The 20,398-nt window shown below is 74.5% G+C and carries 18 protein-coding genes, 1 tRNA gene and 1 pseudogene; 8 read left to right on the forward strand and 12 right to left on the reverse strand.

Annotated elements, in window-relative coordinates; translation table 11 throughout:
- The first annotated feature begins 29 nt into the window (after positions 1 to 29).
- From GA0070609_RS24505 to GA0070609_RS24520, 4 genes are all read left to right on the forward strand, one after another.
- On the forward strand, positions 30 to 1,253 hold the full coding sequence (locus GA0070609_RS24505; protein ID WP_088995961.1) for an osmoprotectant NAGGN system M42 family peptidase: 1,224 nt from the start codon (positions 30 to 32) through the stop codon (positions 1,251 to 1,253).
- A 290-nt stretch (positions 1,254 to 1,543) separates the two neighbouring features.
- A complete protein-coding gene (locus GA0070609_RS24510; RefSeq protein ID WP_088995962.1) occupies positions 1,544 to 2,473 on the forward strand; it encodes a ribonuclease Z in 930 nt (309 codons plus the stop codon).
- On the forward strand, positions 2,470 to 2,979 hold the full coding sequence (locus GA0070609_RS24515; RefSeq protein ID WP_088995963.1) for a GNAT family N-acetyltransferase: 510 nt from the start codon (positions 2,470 to 2,472) through the stop codon (positions 2,977 to 2,979). The genes GA0070609_RS24510 and GA0070609_RS24515 overlap by 4 nt, the downstream gene beginning before the upstream one ends.
- Before the next feature lie 61 nt (positions 2,980 to 3,040).
- The gene (locus GA0070609_RS24520; RefSeq protein ID WP_088995964.1) at positions 3,041 to 3,997 is read left to right on the forward strand and encodes a S1C family serine protease; all 957 of its coding nucleotides are present in this window, start codon (positions 3,041 to 3,043) and stop codon (positions 3,995 to 3,997) included.
- A gap of 64 nt (positions 3,998 to 4,061) precedes the next feature.
- Here the strand turns inward: GA0070609_RS24520 and GA0070609_RS24525 are convergent, their stop codons facing one another.
- Positions 4,062 to 5,432, reverse strand: coding sequence for a cystathionine beta-synthase (locus tag GA0070609_RS24525; RefSeq protein ID WP_088995965.1), 1,371 nt, complete (start codon positions 5,430 to 5,432; stop codon positions 4,062 to 4,064).
- 82 nt (positions 5,433 to 5,514) lie between these two features.
- Positions 5,515 to 5,871 (reverse strand): YkvA family protein, encoded by a 357-nt coding sequence (locus GA0070609_RS24530; RefSeq protein ID WP_088995966.1) that lies wholly within the window; start codon positions 5,869 to 5,871, stop codon positions 5,515 to 5,517.
- 161 nt (positions 5,872 to 6,032) lie between these two features.
- On the opposite strand from GA0070609_RS24530, the pseudogene GA0070609_RS24535 reads away from it, so the two are divergent.
- The 3 genes and pseudogenes from GA0070609_RS24535 (at position 6,033) to GA0070609_RS24545 (ending at position 9,749) form a co-directional block, all read left to right on the forward strand.
- A pseudogene (locus GA0070609_RS24535) lies at positions 6,033 to 7,156 on the forward strand (SGNH/GDSL hydrolase family protein).
- A 156-nt stretch (positions 7,157 to 7,312) separates the two neighbouring features.
- The gene (locus tag GA0070609_RS24540) at positions 7,313 to 8,116 is read left to right on the forward strand and encodes an SGNH/GDSL hydrolase family protein (protein WP_088995967.1); all 804 of its coding nucleotides are present in this window, start codon (positions 7,313 to 7,315) and stop codon (positions 8,114 to 8,116) included.
- Positions 8,117 to 8,486: 370 nt separating this feature from the next.
- The gene (locus GA0070609_RS24545) at positions 8,487 to 9,749 is read left to right on the forward strand and encodes an acetyl-CoA C-acetyltransferase (protein ID WP_088995968.1); all 1,263 of its coding nucleotides are present in this window, start codon (positions 8,487 to 8,489) and stop codon (positions 9,747 to 9,749) included.
- A 141-nt stretch (positions 9,750 to 9,890) separates the two neighbouring features.
- Here GA0070609_RS24545 and GA0070609_RS24550 read toward each other — a convergent pair whose 3' ends face one another.
- From GA0070609_RS24550 to GA0070609_RS24565, 4 genes are all read right to left on the reverse strand, one after another.
- Positions 9,891 to 10,202 (reverse strand): hypothetical protein, encoded by a 312-nt coding sequence (locus tag GA0070609_RS24550; protein WP_088995969.1) that lies wholly within the window; start codon positions 10,200 to 10,202, stop codon positions 9,891 to 9,893.
- Positions 10,203 to 10,339: 137 nt separating this feature from the next.
- Positions 10,340 to 11,089: a Bax inhibitor-1/YccA family protein gene (locus GA0070609_RS24555; RefSeq protein WP_088995970.1), complete on the reverse strand. Its 750-nt coding sequence runs from the start codon at positions 11,087 to 11,089 to the stop codon at positions 10,340 to 10,342.
- A 224-nt stretch (positions 11,090 to 11,313) separates the two neighbouring features.
- Positions 11,314 to 12,129 carry a Bax inhibitor-1/YccA family protein gene (locus GA0070609_RS24560; RefSeq protein WP_088995971.1) on the reverse strand — a complete coding sequence of 272 codons (816 nt, stop codon included), beginning with the start codon at positions 12,127 to 12,129 and terminating at the stop codon, positions 11,314 to 11,316.
- Between the two features lie 110 nt (positions 12,130 to 12,239).
- Positions 12,240 to 12,320 (reverse strand) — tRNA-Leu (locus GA0070609_RS24565).
- A 102-nt stretch (positions 12,321 to 12,422) separates the two neighbouring features.
- Here GA0070609_RS24565 and GA0070609_RS24570 point away from each other — a divergent pair.
- Positions 12,423 to 14,270 carry a hypothetical protein gene (locus GA0070609_RS24570; RefSeq protein ID WP_088995972.1) on the forward strand — a complete coding sequence of 616 codons (1,848 nt, stop codon included), beginning with the start codon at positions 12,423 to 12,425 and terminating at the stop codon, positions 14,268 to 14,270.
- 80 nt (positions 14,271 to 14,350) lie between these two features.
- Here the strand turns inward: GA0070609_RS24570 and GA0070609_RS24575 are convergent, their stop codons facing one another.
- The 6 genes from GA0070609_RS24575 to GA0070609_RS24600 form a co-directional block, all read right to left on the reverse strand.
- The gene (locus GA0070609_RS24575; protein ID WP_088995973.1) at positions 14,351 to 15,682 is read right to left on the reverse strand and encodes an NAD(P)/FAD-dependent oxidoreductase; all 1,332 of its coding nucleotides are present in this window, start codon (positions 15,680 to 15,682) and stop codon (positions 14,351 to 14,353) included.
- 126 nt (positions 15,683 to 15,808) lie between these two features.
- On the reverse strand, positions 15,809 to 16,369 hold the full coding sequence (locus GA0070609_RS24580; RefSeq protein ID WP_408630677.1) for a hypothetical protein: 561 nt from the start codon (positions 16,367 to 16,369) through the stop codon (positions 15,809 to 15,811).
- 220 nt (positions 16,370 to 16,589) lie between these two features.
- Entirely contained in the window at positions 16,590 to 17,993 is a 1,404-nt protein-coding gene (locus tag GA0070609_RS24585; RefSeq protein ID WP_088995975.1) for a DUF58 domain-containing protein, read from the reverse strand.
- Positions 17,993 to 19,000 (reverse strand): AAA family ATPase, encoded by a 1,008-nt coding sequence (locus tag GA0070609_RS24590; RefSeq protein ID WP_088995976.1) that lies wholly within the window; start codon positions 18,998 to 19,000, stop codon positions 17,993 to 17,995. Before GA0070609_RS24590 ends, GA0070609_RS24585 begins: the two co-directional genes overlap by 1 nt.
- The gene (locus GA0070609_RS24595; protein WP_088995977.1) at positions 19,000 to 19,587 is read right to left on the reverse strand and encodes a hypothetical protein; all 588 of its coding nucleotides are present in this window, start codon (positions 19,585 to 19,587) and stop codon (positions 19,000 to 19,002) included. The genes GA0070609_RS24590 and GA0070609_RS24595 overlap by 1 nt, the downstream gene beginning before the upstream one ends.
- Positions 19,584 to 20,321 (reverse strand): DUF4129 domain-containing protein, encoded by a 738-nt coding sequence (locus GA0070609_RS24600; protein ID WP_088995978.1) that lies wholly within the window; start codon positions 20,319 to 20,321, stop codon positions 19,584 to 19,586. Before GA0070609_RS24600 ends, GA0070609_RS24595 begins: the two co-directional genes overlap by 4 nt.
- Positions 20,322 to 20,398: the final 77 nt, after the last annotated feature.

The following is a 20,398-nucleotide window of genomic DNA, read 5'->3' on the forward strand; positions in this document are numbered from 1 at the left end:
GACGGCACGCAGCGAAGCGGAGTGCCGGCATGAGCCCGCGACCGCTGGCGATCGACCTCGACTACCTGCGCCAGGTGCTGGTGGAGCTGCTGGAGATCCCCAGCCCGTCGGGGCGTACCGACCACGTGCAGCAGTACGTCGGCGAGCGGCTCTCCGCGCTCGGCATCGGCTCCACGCTGACCCGGCGCGGGGCGTTGAGCGCCTGCCTGCCCGGGCCCCGCGCCACCGGCGCCGACCGGGCGATCGTGGTGCACACCGACACCATCGGCGGGATGGTGAAGCGGCTCAAGGAGAACGGCCGGCTGGAGCTGAAGCCGATCGGCACGCACAGCGCCCGGTTCGCCGAGGGCGCCCACGTGCGGATCTTCACCGACGACCTGGACCGGGTGATCACCGGCCAGGTGCTCCCGCTCAAGGCCAGCGGGCACCGCTACAACGAGGGGGTGGACTCCCAGGGCATCGGCTGGGAGCAGGTCGAGGTACGGGTCGACGAGCCGGCCGAGGACATCGCCGGGCTGCGGGCGCTCGGCATCGACGCGGGCGACTTCGTGGCGTTCCTGCCCAACCCGACGGTCACCCCTCACGGGTACGTCAAGTCCCGGCACCTCGACGACAAGGCCGGCGTGGCGGCGGTGCTGACCGCGTTCAAGGCGCTGGTCGACGCCGGCGTCCGCCCGGCGGTCACCGCACACCTGCTGGTCACCGTGACCGAGGAGATCGGGCACGGCGCCTCGCACGGCCTGGATCCGGACGTGGCGGAGATCGTCTCGGTGGACGCGGCGGTGGTCGCCCCCGGCCAGCAGTCCCGCGAGGACGCGGCCACGCTGGCCATGGGCGACGGGGTCGGGCCGTTCGACTACCACCTGACCCGCAACCTCGCCTCGATCGCCGCCGAACACGGGGTACGGCTGGTCCGGGACGTCTTCGACTACTACCGCTCGGACGTGGCGGCGGCGGTGGAGGCCGGGGCGCACGCCCGGGTGGCGCTGCTCGGCTTCGGCGTCGACGCCACCCACGGGCACGAACGCACCCACCTCGACGGGCTGCGCCACCTGACCCAGTTGCTCTGCCTCTACCTGCAGAGCGACCTGGTCTTCCCGGAGTGGGACGCCGAACCGGAGGGCGACCTGGCCGACTTTCCGTCGCTGGCGGTGCAGCCGGCCGGCGGGGAGGGGCCCCGTGAGGGACCGATCGGCATCGCCGACGCCGCCGGGGCCGCCGGGGCCGACCCGCATTCCCGTTCGGCGGTGTGATCGAAATCCGTTGCCGGGGGCACCGGCACTGGATAGCGTGGCCGTACACGGGAAAGGAGGTGGTCCAGACTTGTATAGCAATCGGACTCGTGAGGTGGCTGTCCGCTAGCCGCTGTCCTCGACAGTAATCCCGTCCGCCGCGAGGCGGGCACAGGCACCATCGTCGAGACCGTGTGGCAGCGGTGCGGCGAATCCACGACAGCCACCCGACCCCCGGGGTACCGGCCCAGTCCAGCCGGTCCGCGCGAGCGCGGAAGCCCCGGGGGTCGCTTCATGTTCCGGGAGGGCCCGTGTCGATGCGCGAGCTGGTGGTGCTGGGTACGGCCAGCCAGGCGCCGACCCGGCAGCGCAACCACAACGGCTACGTGCTGCGCTGGGACGACGAGGTGATCCTCTTCGACCCGGGCGAGGGCAGCCAGCGGCAGATGCTCCACACCGGGGTGACCGCCACCGACCTGACCCGGGTCTGCGTCACCCACTTCCACGGCGACCACTGCCTGGGCCTGCCCGGCACCATCCAGCGGCTCTCCCTGGACCGGGTGCCGCGCCCGGTGGCGATGCACTTCCCGGCCGGCGGCGCCGAGTACTTCGCCCGGCTGCGGCACGCGTCCAGCTTCTACGAGACGGCCGAGCTGCGGGTCGAGCCGATCGAGGCCGACGGGCAGCGGATCGCGCTGCGCAGCGGCACGCTGGAGGCCCGCCGGCTGCGGCACCCCATCGAGACGTACGGCTACCGGCTGGTCGAGCCGGACGGCTGCCGGATGCTGCCGGAGAAGCTGGCCGCGTACGGCGTCACCGGGCCGGCGGTCGGCGAGCTGATCCGGCTCGGCCACCTCGACCTCGACGGACGCCGGGTCACCCGGGACGAGGTGAGCGTGCCCCGGCCCGGGCAGCGGTTCGCCTTCGTGATGGACACCGGCCTCTGCGACGGGGTGTACGCCCTCGCCGAGCACGCCGACCTGCTGGTCATCGAGTCGACCTTCCTGGAGTCGGAGGCCGCGCTCGCCGCCGAGGTCGGCCACCTGACAGCGGCCCAGGCCGCGCGGGTGGCGGCCGAGTCGGGGGTACGCCGGCTCGTGCTCACCCACTTCTCCCAGCGGTACGCCGACGCGAGCCGGTTCGCCGACGAGGCGCGCGAGCACTTCGACGGGGAGCTGGTGATCGCCGAGGACCTGCTCACCGTGCAGGTGCCGGCACGGCGGGTAGCCTCGGCCGGGTGAGCGTCACCCTCCGCCGGGCCACCCGGGACGACCTGCTCGCGGTCGGCGCCCTCCACCAACGCTCCCGCGTCGCCGCGTACTCGTCCTTCCTGCCCCCGGCGTCGCTGGCCGAGCCGACGCCCGAGGCGATGGGCAGCTACTGGGTCGAGCGGTGGACCTGGGAACGCGACGACCACCTGATGACCGTCGCCGAGCGCGATGGAACGCTGGTCGGCTTCAGCTACGTGGGCCCGGACGACGAGGGTGACCCGGAGACCGGGCTGCTCCACGCCATCCACCTGGCGCCGGCCGAACGGGGCCGCGGGGTGGGCCGGGAGCTGATGGTCGACGCGCTGACCACCATGCGGGAGCGCGGCTGGCGACGCGCGGCGCTCTGGGTGCTCGCGGGGAACAGCCACGCCCGGCGCTTCTACGAGCGGGGCGGGTGGGCGCCCACCGGGCAGGAGCGGGAGGACCTGATCGGCTCGGCGGTCACCATCCAGCTGCGCTACGCCCGCCCGTTGTGACCGCCCGTTCGCTCTGAGCTGATCGGGGCATGCCCGTCGATGCCGCCGCGTTGCCGGGGTCATGGAGAACGATCACACGGTGCCGGAGCCGGCCGAGGCCGCCGCTCTGGACGCGTACTCCCGGGTGGTCACGACCGTGGCGGCCCGGGTGCTGCCCAGCGTGGCCGCGCTGTCGGTGCGGACCGCGCGGGGGGCCGGCGCCGGCTCCGCGGTCACCGTGGGCGCCGACGGCCTCCTGCTGACCAGCGCACACGTGGTGCAGGGTGCCGGGAGCGGGACGGCGAGCTTCGCCGACGGCACCGAGACCCGGTTCCGGGTGGTCGGCGCCGACCCGCTGTCCGACCTGGCGGTGCTCCGGGTCGACGAGGCCACCGTGCCGCCGGTCGAGCTGGGCGACGCCGACGCGCTGCGGATCGGCCAGCTGGTGGTCGCCGTCGGCAACCCGATGGGGCTGGCCGGCTCGGTCACCGCCGGCGTGGTCTCCGGGCTGGGCCGCTCGCTGCCCGCCCGGGACGGCCGGGTGACCCGGCTGATCGAGGACGTCATCCAGACCGACGCCGCACTGAACCCGGGCAACTCCGGCGGCGCGCTCGCCGACTCGGCCGGCCGGGTGATCGGGGTGAACACCGCTGTCGCCGGCTACGGGCTCGGGCTGGCCGTGCCGATCAACACCACCACCCGGCAGATCATCGCCGACCTGACCACCGACGGCCGGGTCCGGCGGGCCTGGCTCGGCGTCGCCGGGGCGCCGGTGCCGCTGCCGCCGGAGGTCGCCGCGCGCACCGGCCAGCGGCGCGGCCTGCGGGTGGTGGAGGTGGTGCCGGGCAGCCCGGCCGGGGTGGCCGGGATCTACCTGGGCGACGTCATCGTCTCGGCCGGCGGACGGCCGGTCCGCGACGGCCAGGGCCTGCAACGGCTGATGCTCGGCCGGGCGATCGGCACCCGGCTGCCGGTCACCGTGCTGCGCAAGGGCGCCTTCGTCGACGTGGTGGCGGTGCCCACCGAACTGACCCGCTGAGTCCGCCACAGCGAACGGGCCGCTCCCCCGGAGGGGAGGCGGCCCGTGCGCGGTCAGTGCTCGGTCAGCGGGCGCCCAGGTGCGCGAGCAGGTCCTGCCGGGTGAGCACGCCCTTGGGCTTGCCGTCCACCAGCACCAGCGCCGCGTCGGACTTCTCCAGCAGGTTGACCGCCTCGCTCACCGGCTGGCCGCCGCCGATCATCGGCAGCGGGTCGCCCATGTGCCGCTCGATCGTGTCGTGCAGGTGCGCCTGGCCGGTGAAGAGCGCGTCGAGCAGGTCCTTTTCGGCGATCGAACCGGCCACCTCACCGGTGACCACCGGCGGCTCGGCCTTGAGCACCGGCAGCTGGGAGACGCCGTACTCGCGCATGTAGTCGATCGCGTCGCGGACCGTCTCGGTCGGGTGCACGTGCACCAGCTCGGGCAGGCCGCCCGGCTTGCCGGCCAGCGCGTCGGCGACCGTCGGCTCGGCGCCGGAGTTGTCCAGGAAGCCGTACCGGGCCATCCACTGGTCGTTGAAGATCTTGGACAGGTAGCCCTTGCCGCTGTCCGGCAGCAGCACCACGACCACGTCGTCCGGGCCGGCCTTGCGGGCCACCTCCAGGGCGGCCACCACGGCCATCCCGCAGGAGCCGCCCACCAGGAGCCCCTCCTCGCGGGCCAGCCGGCGGGTCATCTCGAACGACGCCTTGTCGGAGACCTCGACGATCTCGTCGGCCACGCCCCGGTCGTAGGTCTCCGGCCAGAAGTCCTCGCCGACGCCCTCCACCAGGTAGGGCCGGCCGGTGCCGCCGGAGTAGACCGAGCCCTCCGGGTCCGCGCCGATCACCTTGACCCGGCCCTGCGAGGCCTCCTTCAGGTACCGGCCGATGCCGGAGATGGTGCCGCCGGTGCCCACCCCGGCCACGAAGTGGGTGAGCCCGCCCTCGGTCTGCTTCCACAGCTCCGGGCCGGTCGTCTCGTAGTGCGAGCGCGGGTTGGCCGGGTTGCTGTACTGGTTCGGCTTCCAGGCGCCGGGGATCTCCCGGGCCAGCCGGTCGGAGACGTTGTAGTAGGAGCGCGGGTCCTCCGGGGCCACCGCGGTCGGGCAGACCACCACCTCGGCGCCGTACGCGCGCAGCACGTCCTGCTTGTCCTGGCTGACCTTGTCCGGGCAGACGAAGACGCACTTGTAGCCCTTGAGCTGCGCCACCAGGGCCAGCCCGACGCCGGTGTTGCCGCTGGTCGGCTCGACGATGGTGCCGCCCGGCTTCAGGATCCCGGCCGCCTCGGCGTCCTCCACCATGCGCAGCGCGATCCGGTCCTTCACCGAACCGCCCGGGTTGAGGTACTCCACCTTCGCCAGCACGGTCGCCTGGATGCCCTCGGTGACGTTGCGCAGCCGCACCAGCGGGGTGTTGCCGATCAACTCGACGACGTTGTCGTAGTACTGCACCTCGTTGTGCCCTTCTCCTCCGGCGCCGGCGCCGGCGGCCGGGCTGGTGATTCGCGGTTTCCCGGGCCCAGGGTACGTCGGGTCAGGGCACCACGTGACCGGGGATCACCGACCGGCGACGCTCCTCCCACTCCAGGAAGCGCTCGGTCTCGGCGAGCACGCTGCCGGCCAGCCAGGTGACCATGACCGCGTCGTCGGCCAGGCCGAAGATCGCCAGCGGGATCTCCGGGAGCAGGTCGACCGGCGAGACGATGTACGCCGTCGCCGCGGTCATCAGGGCCAGCCGGAGGCCGCCGTCGTACTCGCCGCGGGCGGTGGCCCGGATCATCCGGGGCAGCGCCGCCAGCCGCGCCCCGAGCGACGGGCCGCCCCGCGCGCCGGCCATCAGCGCCCGCGCCAGCGCGGTGAAGGCCGCGCTCCGCTTCAACGTCTTCGCCATCTCTTCCGCCCCTCTCCGGGTGCCAGGGTGCCGCGCCCGCGCAACCCCCGCGCCGACCGGCCCGGCCGGCACCGGTACTGGTACCCAGTCGTCGTGTTCCCGGCACCCGCCCGCCGGCACGACGACAGCGTCCTGTCGTGCCGGCGCGATAATGTCGCCTCATGGGGGTCGCTGGTTCCGTCGTACCGGTTGGTCCGGGCTGGCAGCGCGCCCGGCGGGTCGCCCGCCTGGCGGCGATCGGCACGGGCGCCACGGTGGCGGCCGCGGCGGCGACCACCGGGGTGCTGCTCGGCCAGGCCCGGCAGGCCCGGCGCACCATCCCGATGGCCGAGGCCCCGCCGCCGCGCTGCGACGGGGTCTACGGCGCCAAGCTGCCCGGCCCGCCGGTCACCGTGGTCATCCTCGGTGACTCCTCGGCGGCCGGCTACGGGGTGCACCGGCGCCGGGAGACACCCGGCGCGCTGCTCGCCACCGGCCTGTCCCGCCGGTTGCAGCGGCCGGTCCGGCTGCACCGGTTCGCCGTGGTCGGCGCGATCTCCGCCGGGCTCCGGCACCAGGTGGAGGCGGCACTGGAGTGCCAGCCCGACATCGCGGTGATCCTGATCGGCGGCAACGACGTCACCAACCGCACCCCGCTCGGGCTCGCCGTGCGCTACCTGGTCGAGGCGGTCCGCGCGCTGCGCGCCGCCGGCTGCGAGGTGGTCGTCGGCACCTGCCCCGACCTGGGCGCCATCCGGCCGATCCAGCCGCCGCTGCGCTGGCTGGCCCGGCGCTGGAGCCGCCAGCTCGCCGCCGCGCAGACGGTGGCCGTGGTCGAGGCCGGCGGCTGGACGGTCTCCCTCGGCGATCTGCTCGGCCCCCGGTTCGCGGCCGAGCCCACCCGGATGTTCGCCTGGGACCGCTTCCACCCGTCCGCCGAGGGCTACGCGGTGGCCGCCGCCGCGCTGCTGCCGACCATCCTCTCCGCGCTGGGCGCCGGGCCGGAACGCCGGCCTGCGCCGGTGCGCGGAGAAGGCGTACGGTCGCTGCCGGAGGCCGCGCAGGAGGCGGCCCGGCACGCGGGCACCGAGGTCAGCGGCACCCAGGTCCGAGGCCGCGACCGAGGTCCCGCCGGACGGTGGGCGCAGCTGCGTCGGCGGGCGTTCTTCGGGGCCGGTGCCGTGCCGCAACCCGGTCGCGCCACCGACTCACCCACAGTGGAGGGACTGGCATGAGCGAGCGAGTCATCAGGCTCAGCGCGGGGGTGCCTCATGACGGCACGCAGCGCAGCGGAGTGCCGTCATGAGCGAGCGCAGCGAGCGAATCGTCAGGCTCAGCGCGGGGGTGCCTCATGGCGGCACGCAGCGCAGCGGAGTGCCGTCATGAGCGAGCGCAGCGAGCGAATCGTCAGGCTCAGCGCGGGGGTGCCTCATGGCGGCACGCAGCGCAGCGGAGTGCCGTCATGAGCGAGCAGATGATCACCTCGGGGATCGCCCGCCGGCTGGGCCGGGCGGCGGCGCTCTCCCTGCTCGCCGGCACGGTGGGCGGCGCGGCCGTCCTCGCCGGCCAGGCCTTCCTCGCCCGCCACCGCCAGTACGCCCAACCCGAGCTGGGGCTCGCGCTGCGCGCCACGGTCGGGCGGTCCGGCGCCCCGCCGCTGCGGCTGGTGCTGCTCGGTGACTCGTCGGCCCTCGGGGTCGGCGTCGCCCGCCTCGACGACACCATCGGCGGCCAGCTGGCCAACCTGCTCGCCGAGGGCCCGTCCGGGCGGCAGGTCCACCTGTCCAGCGTCGGCGTCTCCGGCTCCCGCGCCACCGACCTGGCCACCCAGGTGGCCCGGGCACTGCTCGGTGAGCGGCCCGACGTGGCGGTGATCCTGATCGGCGCCAACGACGCCACCAGCCTGCGCCGGCCGGCCGACGCCGCCGCGTACCTCGGCGCGGCGGTGCACCGGCTGCGTGAGGCCCGGGTGGAGGTCGTCGTCGGCACCTGCCCCGATCTCGGCGCGGTACGCGCGATCGCGCCCCCGCTGCGGCAGCTCGTCGGCTGGTCCGGGCGGCGCATCGCCCGCGCCCAGACCGCCGCGGTGCTCGACGCCGGCGGCACGGTGGTCGACCTGGCCACCGAGACCGGGCCGGTGTTCCGGGCCGACGCCGGCACCCTCTGCCACGACGGTTTCCACCCCTCCGCCGACGGCTACCGGGTCTGGGCGCACGCCCTGCTGCCCGCCGTCGCCGCCGCGGCGGCCGTCGCCTCCCGCCACTGACCCACGCCCCACCGGCGACGCGGATCGCCCGATGCCCGGGCTCGGCGCCCCTGGCCCCGCGCCCGGCGCCCGAGGGGCACGGGCGCCCGAAGCCCTCCCGACGCCAGCCGAAGCCCGAGCCCCGAGACCGAAGGCCCGACGCCCGAGGCCGGAAGCCCGAGGCCGGCAAGATCGTGCTTGATCCTGGATGTAGTGGCCTTCGGGGCGCCGCTCCGACGCCACCACATTTAGGATCGAGCGTGATCATGCGGCGACCGGCGACCGGCGACCGCCGACCGGCGATCCGCGGGCGGCGACCGGCTCCAGGGGTGACATTTCCCGCCGGGTGCGCGCCTTCCGCGCCAAGTTACCCGCGGGTTAACGTTGGTTCATGCCGACTGAGTCGTCCCGCGACGCTGTCATCGTCGCCACCGCCCGCTCCCCCATCGGCCGGGCGCACAAGGGGTCCCTGCGCGAGGTCCGGCCGGACGACCTCGCCGCGACCATCGTCCAGGCCGCGCTCGACAAGATCCCGGCGCTCGACCCGACCGAGATCGACGACCTCTACCTCGGATGCGGCCTGCCCGGCGGCGAGCAGGGCTTCAACATGGCCCGCGTGGTGGCCACCCTGATGGGCCTGGACGGCCTGCCGGGCGCCACCGTCACCCGCTACTGCGCGTCGTCGCTGCAGACCACCCGGATGGCGATGCACGCGATCCGGGCGGGCGAGGGTGACGTCTTCATCTCCGCCGGCGTGGAGTGCGTCTCCCGCTACGCCCGTGGCAACTCCGACGCCCTGCCGCCGGAGGCGCAGGCGCTGGTCGGTGGCGGCTGGGAGAACCCGCGGTTCGCCGAGGCGCGTCAGCGGTCGAAGGCGCGCGCCGAGGCCGGCGCCCCGGTGTGGACCGACCCGCGGGAGGCCGGCGAGCTGCCGGACATCTACCTCGCCATGGGGCAGACCGCCGAGAACCTGGCCCAGGTGTACGACGTGACCCGCGCCGACATGGACGAGTTCGGCGTACGCAGCCAGAACCTGGCCGAGAAGGCGATCGCCGACGGTTTCTGGGCCCGGGAGATCACCCCGGTGACCACCCCGGACGGCACCGTGGTCAGCACCGACGACGGCCCGCGTCCCGGCGTCACCCTGGAGGGTGTCGCCGGACTGAAGCCGGTGTTCCGCCCGGACGGCCGGATCACCGCCGGCAACTGCTGCCCGCTCAACGACGGCGCCGCCGCCGTGGTGGTGATGAGCGCCCAGCGGGCCCGGGACCTGGGGCTCACCCCGCTGGCCCGGATCGTCTCCACCGGCGTCACCGCGCTCTCCCCGGAGATCATGGGCCTCGGCCCGGTCGAGGCGTCCAAGCAGGCGCTGAAGCGGGCCGGCATGACCATCGACGACGTCGACCTGGTGGAGATCAACGAGGCGTTCGCCGCGCAGGTGATCCCCTCCTACCGCCAGCTCGGCATCCCGCTGGAGAAGCTGAACGTGGCTGGCGGCGCCATCGCCGTGGGGCACCCGTTCGGCATGACCGGCGCCCGGATCACCGGCACCCTGCTCAACGCGCTGGAGTGGCACGACAAGACCATCGGCCTGGAGACGATGTGCGTCGGCGGTGGCCAGGGCATGGCCATGGTGCTCGAACGCCTCAGCTGAGCCCGCCGCCGGCCGGTCACGCCCGTCACCACGCCGCATCCCGGCGAAGACGGCCGTGGCCGGCACAGCGGACCGCAAGACCGGCCGTGACCGGCGCTGGCCGCGTCGTGCCGTGGGCGCAGGGCAAGCCGTACGCCCGGGTCAGAGCGCGCTGCGGGTCGCCGTCACCTCGGCGGCGGCCCGCGCCAGCACCTCGGGTGGCGGGCCGGCGGCGACCAGGTCGGCGGCGACCACCCGGAGCTGGTCGGGCAGGGCGAGGTCGTTGTCGAGCCGGGGCACCGTACGGCGGGGCTGCCCCTCTGCGTCGGCGGCCAGGTTGGCCACCTCCTGCACCAGCCGGTGCACCAGGTCCCCCCGCGCGGCGTTGCCGCCGGCCGCCTGGGCCGCCCAGCGCGGCTGCTCCCAGTGCCCCACCTGCCGCACCAGCAGCTCCACCGCCCGCCCCAACTCCATCCCACTCACCCACCCACCCTACGACCACCACCCGCCCCCACCCGGCCCAACCCGCAGGCGTCGATCATGAAGTTGTTGACCACTCGATCGGCGTGTCGCGACAACAACTTCATGATCGACGGGAGTGCACCGGGGGGTCAGCGGCGGAGGTAGGAGAGGAGGCGGAGGATCTGCCAGTAGAGGAAGATCAGGCCGACCAACATGCCGAACGCGCAGAGCCAGGCGTACCGGCGGGGTAGGCCGGCGCGGATGGATCGCTCGACCAGGTCGAAGTCGAGGATGAAGCTGAGCGCGCCCGCGATGATCGCGACCACCGAGAACGCGTACGCCGGCCAGCCGACCTCGCCGGTGAGGCTGTAGATCTCCAGCCCTTGCCGGCCGGTGACCAGGTAGACGGCCAGGTTGACCAGGCTGATCGCGACGATCCCGAGCAGCGTGCCGACCACCAGCCGGGCCAGCAGCGGCGTGGCCCGGACCAGCCGGGCCCGGTAGAGCAGCGCCATGCCGAGGAAGACGCCGAAGGTGCCCGCCACCGCCTGCACCACGATGCCCGGGTAGACCAGTTCGAACGCCCGGCTGGCCACGCCCAGCAGCAGCCCCTGGAGCAGGGCGTAGCCGACGATCGGCACCGGGTTGGCGATGCCGCGCCAGGAGATCACCACGGCGAGCACCAGCCCGGCCAGCGCGGTGCCGGTCAGCGCGGCGGGCACCCAGACCGCCTGCGGCACCACCACCCAGGCGACCGCGGCGGTGAGCCCGGTGAGCAGCAGCAGCCCGACCGTGCGCACGACCACGTCGTCGACGGTCATCGCCTCCGCGCCGCCGACCCGCCGCTGCACCCGACTGGTCTCGTCCAGCCGAGTCAACACCGGGTTGCTGCTGCGCACGTCGCCTCCTCCGCCGCGTACCCCTCGCTGTCACTCTGCCCCGGACGGCCCGGTGGTGGCGGGCAAACGCCACGGCCCACCGCGGCCCGCGAAGCGACGGGAGGCCGGAGAGCGACGGCGGCCGGAAAGCCACGGTGCGCGGCCCGGAAGCGACGGGGCCGGCCAGAAAGCGACGGCGCCCGCCCCCGGGTGCGGGGACGGGCGCCGGTCGGCTGCGGGCGAGGTCAGTCGTCGCCCTGGAAGTAGCTCAGCAGGCGGAGCACCTCCAGGTAGAGCCAGACCAGGCTGACCAGGATGCCGAAAGCGGCCACCCAGGAGTAGCGCTGCGGCAGGCCCATCCGGACGCCGTCCTCGACCTCCTTGAAGCTGAGCACGAAGCTCAACGAGGCGACCACGATGCAGACCAGGCTGAAGCCGATGGCCAGCGGGCTGCCGTCGCGCAGGCCGGTGTTGACGCCGAAGAGCGCGAACACGAGGTTGATCAGCATGACCGCGAACAGGCCGGCCATGACGGCGATCATGCCCTTGACGAACTTCGGGGTCGCCCGGATGACCTTCGCCTTGTAGAGCATGGCCATCAGGAAGAAGACCCCGAAGGTGGCCACCACGGCCTGCAGCACGATGCCGTCGTAGAGCGACTCGAAGGCCTTGCTGACCATGCCGACGAAGACGCCCTCGACGACGGCGTACGTGACGACCAGCGCCGGGTTCGCCATCCGGGAGAACGAGATGATCAGGCCGAGCACCAGACCGACGATCGCGGCGCCCATCCAGGCGACGCCGACCAGCGCGTCAGGCACGAGCACCCAGGCGGCCGCGGCGGAGACGCCGAGGATGCCCAGGAGCGTGACGGTCTTGACCACCACGTCGTCGAGCGTCATGGGGGCGACGGTGGGCGGAGCGACCGGGTAGCCCGCCTCCGTCGGGTACTGCTGGGGGTAGCCGGGCTGTCCGTAGGGCCCGGTCGGGGCGTACCCGGCGGAGCGCTCCCGCTCGGCCGCCTGGCCGAGCCGGGCGAGCACCGGGTTCGAAGTCTTCACTGTCAGGCCTCCCTCAGGGGGTCGATGCACGTGAACGTGCACCGTCAAGAGTAAACGTCCCGGCCAGTCCCGTGGAGATCGGTGACCTGAGGGGAAGCTGAAAGTGTCGGTGCCCGGGGCGGGGGTCGAACCCGCACGCCTTGCGGCAGCCGCTTTTAAGGCGGCCGTGTCTGCCGTTCCACCACCCGGGCGGGGGACACCGGCGCGTCGACACGCGTGGGTGCAGTGTCACGGTAGCGGGTCCTCGGCGACCCGGCGTACCCCGATGCCCGGCCCACACTAGGGTCAAGACCGTGAGCAGCGCAGCGCCCACGGCCCCCGACGCCGTCCCTGACCAGGCTGTCCACTCCACCGAAAGGGCGCTCGGGGCCCGGCTCGCCCGGTTGCGGGCGGCCGCCGCGCGCAACCGTACGGACCTGCTCGTCGGCCTGCTCTTCGTGGTGCTCGCCGGCTGGCTCACCCACGGCCTGTGGCCCGACCCGACCGGCCGGACCCTGGCGCTCAACCCGGAGGACCAGGCCCTCTACGAGTGGTTCCTGGCGGTGGACGCACGCGCGCTGCTGGGCGACTTCGGCCTGCTCAGCGACCGCCTCAACGCGCCGGACGGGGTGAACCTGATGACCAACACCTCGGTCATCGCGCTCGGCGTGCTGCTCGCCCCGGTCACCCTGCTGCTCGGTGCGCCGGTCACCTTCGCGCTGCTCGCGGCGGGGAACCTGGCCGGCACCGCGATCGCCTGGTACCTGCTGTTCACCCGGACCCTGCGGGCCCGCCGGCTCGCCGCCGGGCTGGGCGCCGCGGTCTGCGGCTTCGGCCCGGGCATGGTCTCGCAGAGCAACAGCCATCTGCACATGACCGCCCAGTGGCTGGTGCCGATGATCGTCTGGCTGGTCATCCGGATGCTGCGCGCCGCCGACCCGGGCCGTGCGGGCGGCGACGGCGCGGGGAGCACCGGGCCGGACCGGCGCCGGCTGACCACCTCGGCGATCGGCCTCGCCGCCGCGGTGACCGCGCAGGTCTTCATCGGCGAGGAGGTGCTCTTTCTCTGCGCGGTCACGCTGCTGGTCATGGCGGTCGGCTACGCGGTGGTGGATCGGGACCTGGCCCGGCGCGCGCTGCCCGGCTTCGCCGGCGGGATGGCGCTCGCCACCGGGCTGGCCCTGCTCGCGCTCGCCGGGCCGCTGTGGTTCCAGTTCGCCGGCCCGCAGGGCGTCGCCGACGGGATGTTCAGCCCCGACTACTTCTCGGCGGACCTGCGCAGTTGGTGGTCGATCTCCCCGCTGTCGCTGGCCGGTGGCGCGGAGGCGGCCCGGCTCACCACCGGCCCGGCCGAGTACAACACCTTCCTCGGCTGGCCGCTGCTGACGGTCACCGTCGGCTGCGCGGTCTGGCTGGGCCGCCGCCCGCTGGTCGTCGCCTGTGTGGCCGGCGCGCTCGCGATGGGGGCGCTCTCCCTCGGCCCCCGGCTCGTGCTGGACGGCGACCGCACCGCGCTGCCCGGCCCGTACGCCCTGATCGCCGGGCTGCCGGTGGTGGACGGGGCGCTGCCGATGCGGTTCGCCCTCGCCGTGCTGCCGCTGACCGCCACCCTGCTGGTGCTGGCGGTGGACCGGGCACTGCGCGACACCGGCCGGGTCCGCCGGGTGGTGCCGGCGCTGGTCGGCGCGGCGCTGCTGCCGCTGGTGCCGACGCCGCTGCCGACCGCCGACCGGCCGCCGGTGCCGGAGTTCATCACCGCCGGCCACTGGCGGCAGTGCGTGGAGCCGGGCGGGGTGCTGGTGCCGGTGCCGCTGCCCACCCCGAAGGATCCGTGGCCGATGCGCTGGGCGGCCGCCGCCGACGCCGGCTTCGGCATCCCGGAGGGCTTCTTCATCGGCCCGTACGGCCGGGGGGGCACCGCCGCGATGGGCACCTACAAGCAGCCCACCTCGGCGCTGCTGGCCGAGGTCGCCAAGCGCGGCCTGCAACCGGCCATCGGCGACGAGCAGCGCCAGCAGGCGAAGAAGGACGCCGACTTCTGGGGCGCGTCGTGCGTGGCGCTGGCGGTGGACACCCCGCACGCGGAGAGCCTGCGCGGCACGCTGGAGCAGCTCTACGGCCCGGCCACCCGGATCGCCGACGCCTGGATCTGGCGGGTCTGACCACCCTCGGCACGGCCGGGCGCGAGACGGCGAACGCCCCTCCGCCGGGGGCGGAAGGGCGTCCGTCGACGTGCCGTGGGTCAGCGGCGCGCGGCGCCGACCGGCTGGGACGCCTCGGCGAACTCCTCGCGCGGGTCGTGCAGCTGGCCGAGGGCGACCACCTCGCGCTTGAGGAAGAACGCCAGGGTCCAGTCGACCACCACTCGGACCTTTCGGTTGAACGAGGGGATCCGGCTCATGTGGTACGTCCGGTGCATGAACCAGGCCGGCCAGCCCTTCATCTTGACGCCGTACACCTGGGCCACGCCCTTGTGCAGGCCGAGGCTGGCCACGCTGCCGGCGTGCTTGTGCTTGTACTCCACCGGCTCCCGGCCGCGGATGACGGCGACGATGTTGTCGGCCATCCGGGCGGCCTGGCGCACCGCGTGCTGGGCGCTCGGCGAGCAGTACGCCCCGGGCGGGCCGGTCAGGTCGGGCACGGCCGCGCAGTCGCCAGCGCTCCACGCGCCGTCGATCACCCGGCCGCCGTCGACCACCTGCAGCGTCGGCAGGCAGGTGACCCGGCGCCGCTCGTCGCGCGGGAAGTCGGTCGCGTCCAGCAGCGGCGACGGCTTGACGCCGGCCGTCCAGACGATGGTGTCGGACTTGAAGCTGTCGCCGTCGGAGAGCTTGACCACCCCGTCGACGCAGGACTCCAGCCGGGTGTCCAGCCGGATGTCCATGTCCCGCTTGAGCAGCTGCTGGACGGTGTAGGCGCCCATGTCCCGGTCGACCTCGGGCAGCACCCGCTGGGTCGCCTCGACCAGCACCCAGCGCATGTCCGTCGGCTTCAGCTCCGGGTAGTAGCGCAGCGCGTCGCGGGCCATGTCCTCCATCTCGGCGAGCGCCTCGATGCCGGCGTACCCGCCGCCGACGAAGACGAAGGTCAGCGCGCTGCGGCGGACGTCCGGGTCGGGCGTGGCGGCCGCCACGTCGAGCCGGTCCAGCACGTGGTTGCGCAGGTAGATCGCCTCGCCGATGGTCTTGAACCCGATGCCGTGTTCGTGCAGGCCGGGGATCGGCAGGGTCCGGGAGACCGAACCGGGTGCCACCACCACGTGGTCGTACCGGATCTCCCGGGTCGGGCCGCTGATCGGCTGCACCACGGCGGTCCTGCGGTCGTGGTCGATCCGCGTCACCGCGCCCGCCACCACCTTGCACCGGCGCAACTCCCGTCGCAGCGGCACCACGGAGTGCCGCGGGGAGATGTTGCCGGCCGCCGCCTCGGGCAGGAACGGCTGGTAGGTCATGTGGGGCTGCGGGTCCACCACGATGACCTCAGCCTCACGGGAGCTGAGCTTCTTCGACAGGCGCAGGGCCGCGTAGAGACCGACGTGCCCGGCACCCACCACAAGGATCCGCTTCGGATTCACGTCATCTATCTTTCCCCGGGCGGCTCGGCTAATCCCGTCCGCGCCCCCCTTCTGTGACCGAGCACAACCCCTGTGACCTGCGCAACGTGGGCGGCTGGGGTGCCGTCGCCGGGCCTGCCCCGGGCGTCACCTGCGGCGCAGCAGCCACCCCAGCAACGCGGTCACCCCGGCCGCCACCAGCAGACCAGCGACCGTCACCAGCTGGAATCCGCCGTCGCCGCCGGCCCCGGCGATCTCCGCCAACAGCACCCCGAGCACCGCGGCGGCGAGCACCACCGCGCCGGCCCGGATCAGCCAGCGGACCAGCACGTCCGGGTCGACCACCGCGTCGTACGGCAGCACCGCGGCGAGCGCGCAGAGGGTGTGGGTGAGGTACAGCACCGCCGCCACGGCGAGCAGCCGCCAGAGCGCGATCGGCCGGCCGTACCCGTCGGTGGCCAGCAACCACCCGCCGACGGTGACCAGCGCCGCGAAGGTCGGCCAGACCCGGCGTGGCCCGACCGCGGGCAGCACCGCCACCAGCACCAACGCGCCGAGCGGCCGCCCGGACAGCACCTGCGCCGGGTACGCCAGCACGAAGCCCACCAGCACGCTGAGGAAGATGCCGGCGCGTACCAGCAGCGGGGTGAGGCTGACCCGACCGGCCGCGCGCCGGACCGCCCGGACCCGTTCGGTGACCGCGTCGATCATCCGCGCCCGCTCCCGTCCGCCACCGCGAGCCGCCGCCCGCTCACCGGACCGCCTTCGTTCGCGACTGCGGGGCTCGCAAACCCGGCTCACTCCTCGCGCTCACCGGACCACCTTCGTTCGCGACTGCGGGGCTCGCAAACCCGGCTCACTCCTCGCGCTCACCGGACCACCTTCGTTCGCGACTGCGGGGCTCGCAAACCCGGCTCACTCCTCGCGCTCACCGGGCACCCACCCGGGGAGCGGTGGCCAGCCGGGCCACGTCGCGCAGCACCTGGTCCAGGCTGCCCGCGCCGGCCCAACCCACCACCGGCACGCCGTGCTCGCGCAGCTGCCCGATCATCGTGTCCCGGTCCAGCCGCCACAGCCGGTACGCCACCTCCGCCCAGCCGCGGTCCTTCGGCACCGGCAGGTCGGCCGGCAGGGTGTCCACCGCGACCACGAACCGACCCGAGCGGGCCAGCCGGGCCAGCATCTGCGCCGACCGCTCGTCCAGCAGCGGGGTGAGCACCACCACCAGCGCGTCGGCGGCGAGCAGCTGCGGCCCGAACACCTGGTCGTACGGCTCGTGCGGGGAGTGCTCGGGGCGCACGTCGAGCAGCCACTCCAGCACGGTCAGGTACTGCCGGCGGCCGGTGGCCGGGCGCAGCCGGCGGGCGCTCGGGCCGTACTCGAGCAGCGAGACCCGGTCGCCCCGGTGCAGGTAGTGCTCGGCGATCGCGGCCGCCGCCCGGACCGTGGTGTCCAGCACCGAGGCGGCGCCGTCGACGCCACCGGAGCGGCCCGCCTCGGCGAGCACGTCGAGCAGGACGACCACCTCCGCGTCCCGGTCGGACAGGGTGGCCGCCACGTGCAGTTGCCGGGCCCGCAGCGAGACCCGCCAGTCGATGCGGCGCAGCCGGTCACCGGGCGCGAAGACGCGCACCCCGGCCAGCTCGCCGCCCTCGCCGGGCCGGCGCGAGTGGTGCGCGCCGACCAGGCCGGCGGCCCGGGGCATCGCCTCGACCGCCTCGAACGGCTCGGTCTTCGGGTAGACCCGGGTGCGGACCGGTTCGGTGATCACCGCGCGGGAGACGAGCAGGCCCTGCGCGGCGGCGACCCGCGCTCCGGCCGGGCCGACCGGGTGTCGCCCCCAGCGCAGCGCCCGACCGGCGAGCTCCAGGTCGACCGCGGTGGCGGTGGCGAGCGAGGTGACGAACGGGCGGTCGGCCACCGCCGGGGCACCCGGCCCGGGGGCGGTGGCGATCGCGGCGCCGGCGATGCTGGCCCGCTCGATGCGCAGCCAGGGGGAGACCCGGGCGCGGACCACCGTCACGTCGTAGTCCACCCTGTCCGGGTTGCCGACGGTGACCGTGCCGACGACCTCGCCCCCCTCGACCAGGTGGTCGTCCCCGCCGGCGATCCACACCTGGGGCAGCCCGGTCGGCCGGCGGTGCAGCGCGTACGCCGTGCCGAGCGCGATCGGCGCGGCCAGCACGATCAGGTCGACCCGGCCGAGCAGCACCGCCGCGATCAGCAGCAGGCCGGTCAGCAGCACCGCCCGGCCGAGCGCCCAGGTGGGCACCCAGCCGGGCGACGGCTCCGGCTCACCCGCGTCGACGCGCGGCACCGTGGACCTGGCCATCAGCGCCCGGGCCGGCCGGCGGCGTAGCTGGGCAGAGCGCCGCTGGCCGGGGCCGGCGTGCCGGCGAGCACCTCACCGACCACGAAGGACGGATCGACCCGGCGCAGCCACATCTCCGGGCGCAGCGTGATCCGGTGCGCCAGCGCCGGCGCGGCGACCTCCTTGACGTCCTCCGGCACCACGTAGTCCCGGCCGGCGAGGACCGCCCGCACCCGGGCCAGCAGCAGCAGCGCCAGCGATCCGCGCGGTGAGGCGCCGACCAGCACCGACGGGTGCTCGCGGGTGGCCGCCGTCAGCGCCACGATGTAGCGGCCCACCGAGTCCTCCACCACCACGTCCTCCAGCGCGGCCTGCATGGCGCGCAGCGTGACGGCGTCGACCACCGGCTTGATCTCGGCCTCCTCGCGGCGGCGGGCCATCCGCCGGCGCAGCACCTCCCACTCCTCCTCCTGCTCCGGGTAGCCGAACGACACCCGCAGCAGGAACCGGTCGAGCTGCGCCTCGGGCAGCGGGTAGGTGCCCTCGTACTCGATCGGGTTGGCGGTGGCCAGCACGTGGAACGGCTCGTCCAGCCGGTACGTCACGCCCTCGACCGAGACCTGCTTCTCCTGCATCGCCTCCAGCAGCGCCGACTGGGTCTTCGGCGGGGTCCGGTTGATCTCGTCGGCGAGCAGCAGGTTGGTGAAGACCGGGCCGGCCCGGAAGGCGAAGTCACCGCTGCGCTGGTCGTACAGGAACGAGCCGGTGACGTCGGCGGGCAGCAGGTCCGGGGTGAACTGGAGCCGGCGGAAATCCAGCCCGAGTGCCTGGGCGAAGGAGCGGGCGGTCAGCGTCTTGCCCAGCCCGGGCAGGTCCTCCAGCAGCACGTGGCCGCCGGCCAGGATCCCGGCGAGGACGAGCTCCAGGGCTTCCCGCTTGCCGACCACGACCTGGCCGACCGCGTCCAGCACCGCCCGGGCGAGGTGGCCGACCTCGGTGGCGGGGATCGTCCGGTCGACGTCGTTCATCAGATGCTCTCCAGTTCGGCGACGATCGCCGCGAGGTCACGCGGCGACGGGGTACGGCGGGGCGGGGTCTCCAGGAACGTCCACAGCCGCTCGCCCAGCAGGGCGCGGGCCCGGGCCGGATCCGACTCGCGGGTCACGCCGTGCCGCTGGCGCAGCCGCTCGTCGGCCAGCTCACCGAGCCGGGGCAGGATCACCTTGGTGAACCGTTCCGGCCGGGTGGCGGACCAGTCCAGCGGCACCTCCCAGCCGTTGATCGCGGTCCGCAGTGCGTCCCGGGCGCCCCAGTTCCAGACGCCGTCGTCCACGCCGACGGAGGCCCGGGGTCCGGCGCCCGGCAGCGGCGGCGGGGGCGTCAGCGCGGCGACGATCCGGCGCACCGCGAAGAGCGCGAGCACCCCGGCGACCAGGATCAGCAGGGAGACCCGCAGGCCGACCGCGCGCAGCCCGGCGACCAGCACGACCACCACCGCCGCCATGCCGGCCAGGGTGCGCAGCACCTGCCCGACCCGGCCGCCCCGGTCCCGCTCGTCGGCCCGGGGCCGCTCCTCCTCGAAGCTGAGCAGGTCGTCGATGCTGGTGCTGCTCATGACGCCGGCTCCGCCCCGACCACCGTGGTGAGCTCACCACGCAGCCGGCGCAGCGCGGCGCGGGCCTGGTCCCGGGTGTGTTCGTCGACCGGGTGGGTGGCGTACCGCGCCTCCCGGTAGACGTGGGCGAACTCGGCCAGCACGTCGGCGCTGACGATCGCCGGCACACCGGCGTCCGGGTCCCCCCGCAGCAGGCGGGTGACCAGGTCGGTGGGGGTGTCCCCGGGCAGCCGGGGGACGCCGGCCGCGGCGGCCGCCTCCTCCAGCCGGACCCAGCAGGCGATCACCGCGGTCCGCGGGTCGGTGTCCCGGTCGTCCAGCTCGACCAGGCCGGCGTCGAGGGCGGCGACCACCTCGCGGGCGGTGCCCTCGGCGGTACGCCGGGCCGGCTGCACCGGCAGCGCCCGGGTGGTCCGGCGGATCGCGCCCCGGACCAGGGTCCAGGCCAGGTAGCCGAACGCGACCAACGCGGCCAACCCGAGCAGCACGATCGCCACGGTGCCGAGCCACTGCGGGATCTGCGCCCTGGTGGCCTCCCCCGCGTCCCGTGGCTCGACCGGTATCGACGGCGGCGGTTGCACCGACGGGTAGTCCGGGACGTAGGGGACGTTGTCGGCGGCGGGCGGAATCCGGCTCGCGCCGATCGACGAGTGCGCGGCCGCCAGCGCGGCGACGGCGAGCAGGGCGACTACCGCCGCCACCGGCCACCACCTGCGCAACCCGCTGAGATCCATCCGGGACTACCTCCGGACCATCGGGGCACACCGCAACGGTCGGTGAGTTCCGTCCGTCATCGTCACCGCCCCGCCGT

This window comes from Micromonospora echinaurantiaca (assembly GCF_900090235.1).
GTDB classification, from domain to species: domain Bacteria; phylum Actinomycetota; class Actinomycetes; order Mycobacteriales; family Micromonosporaceae; genus Micromonospora; species Micromonospora echinaurantiaca.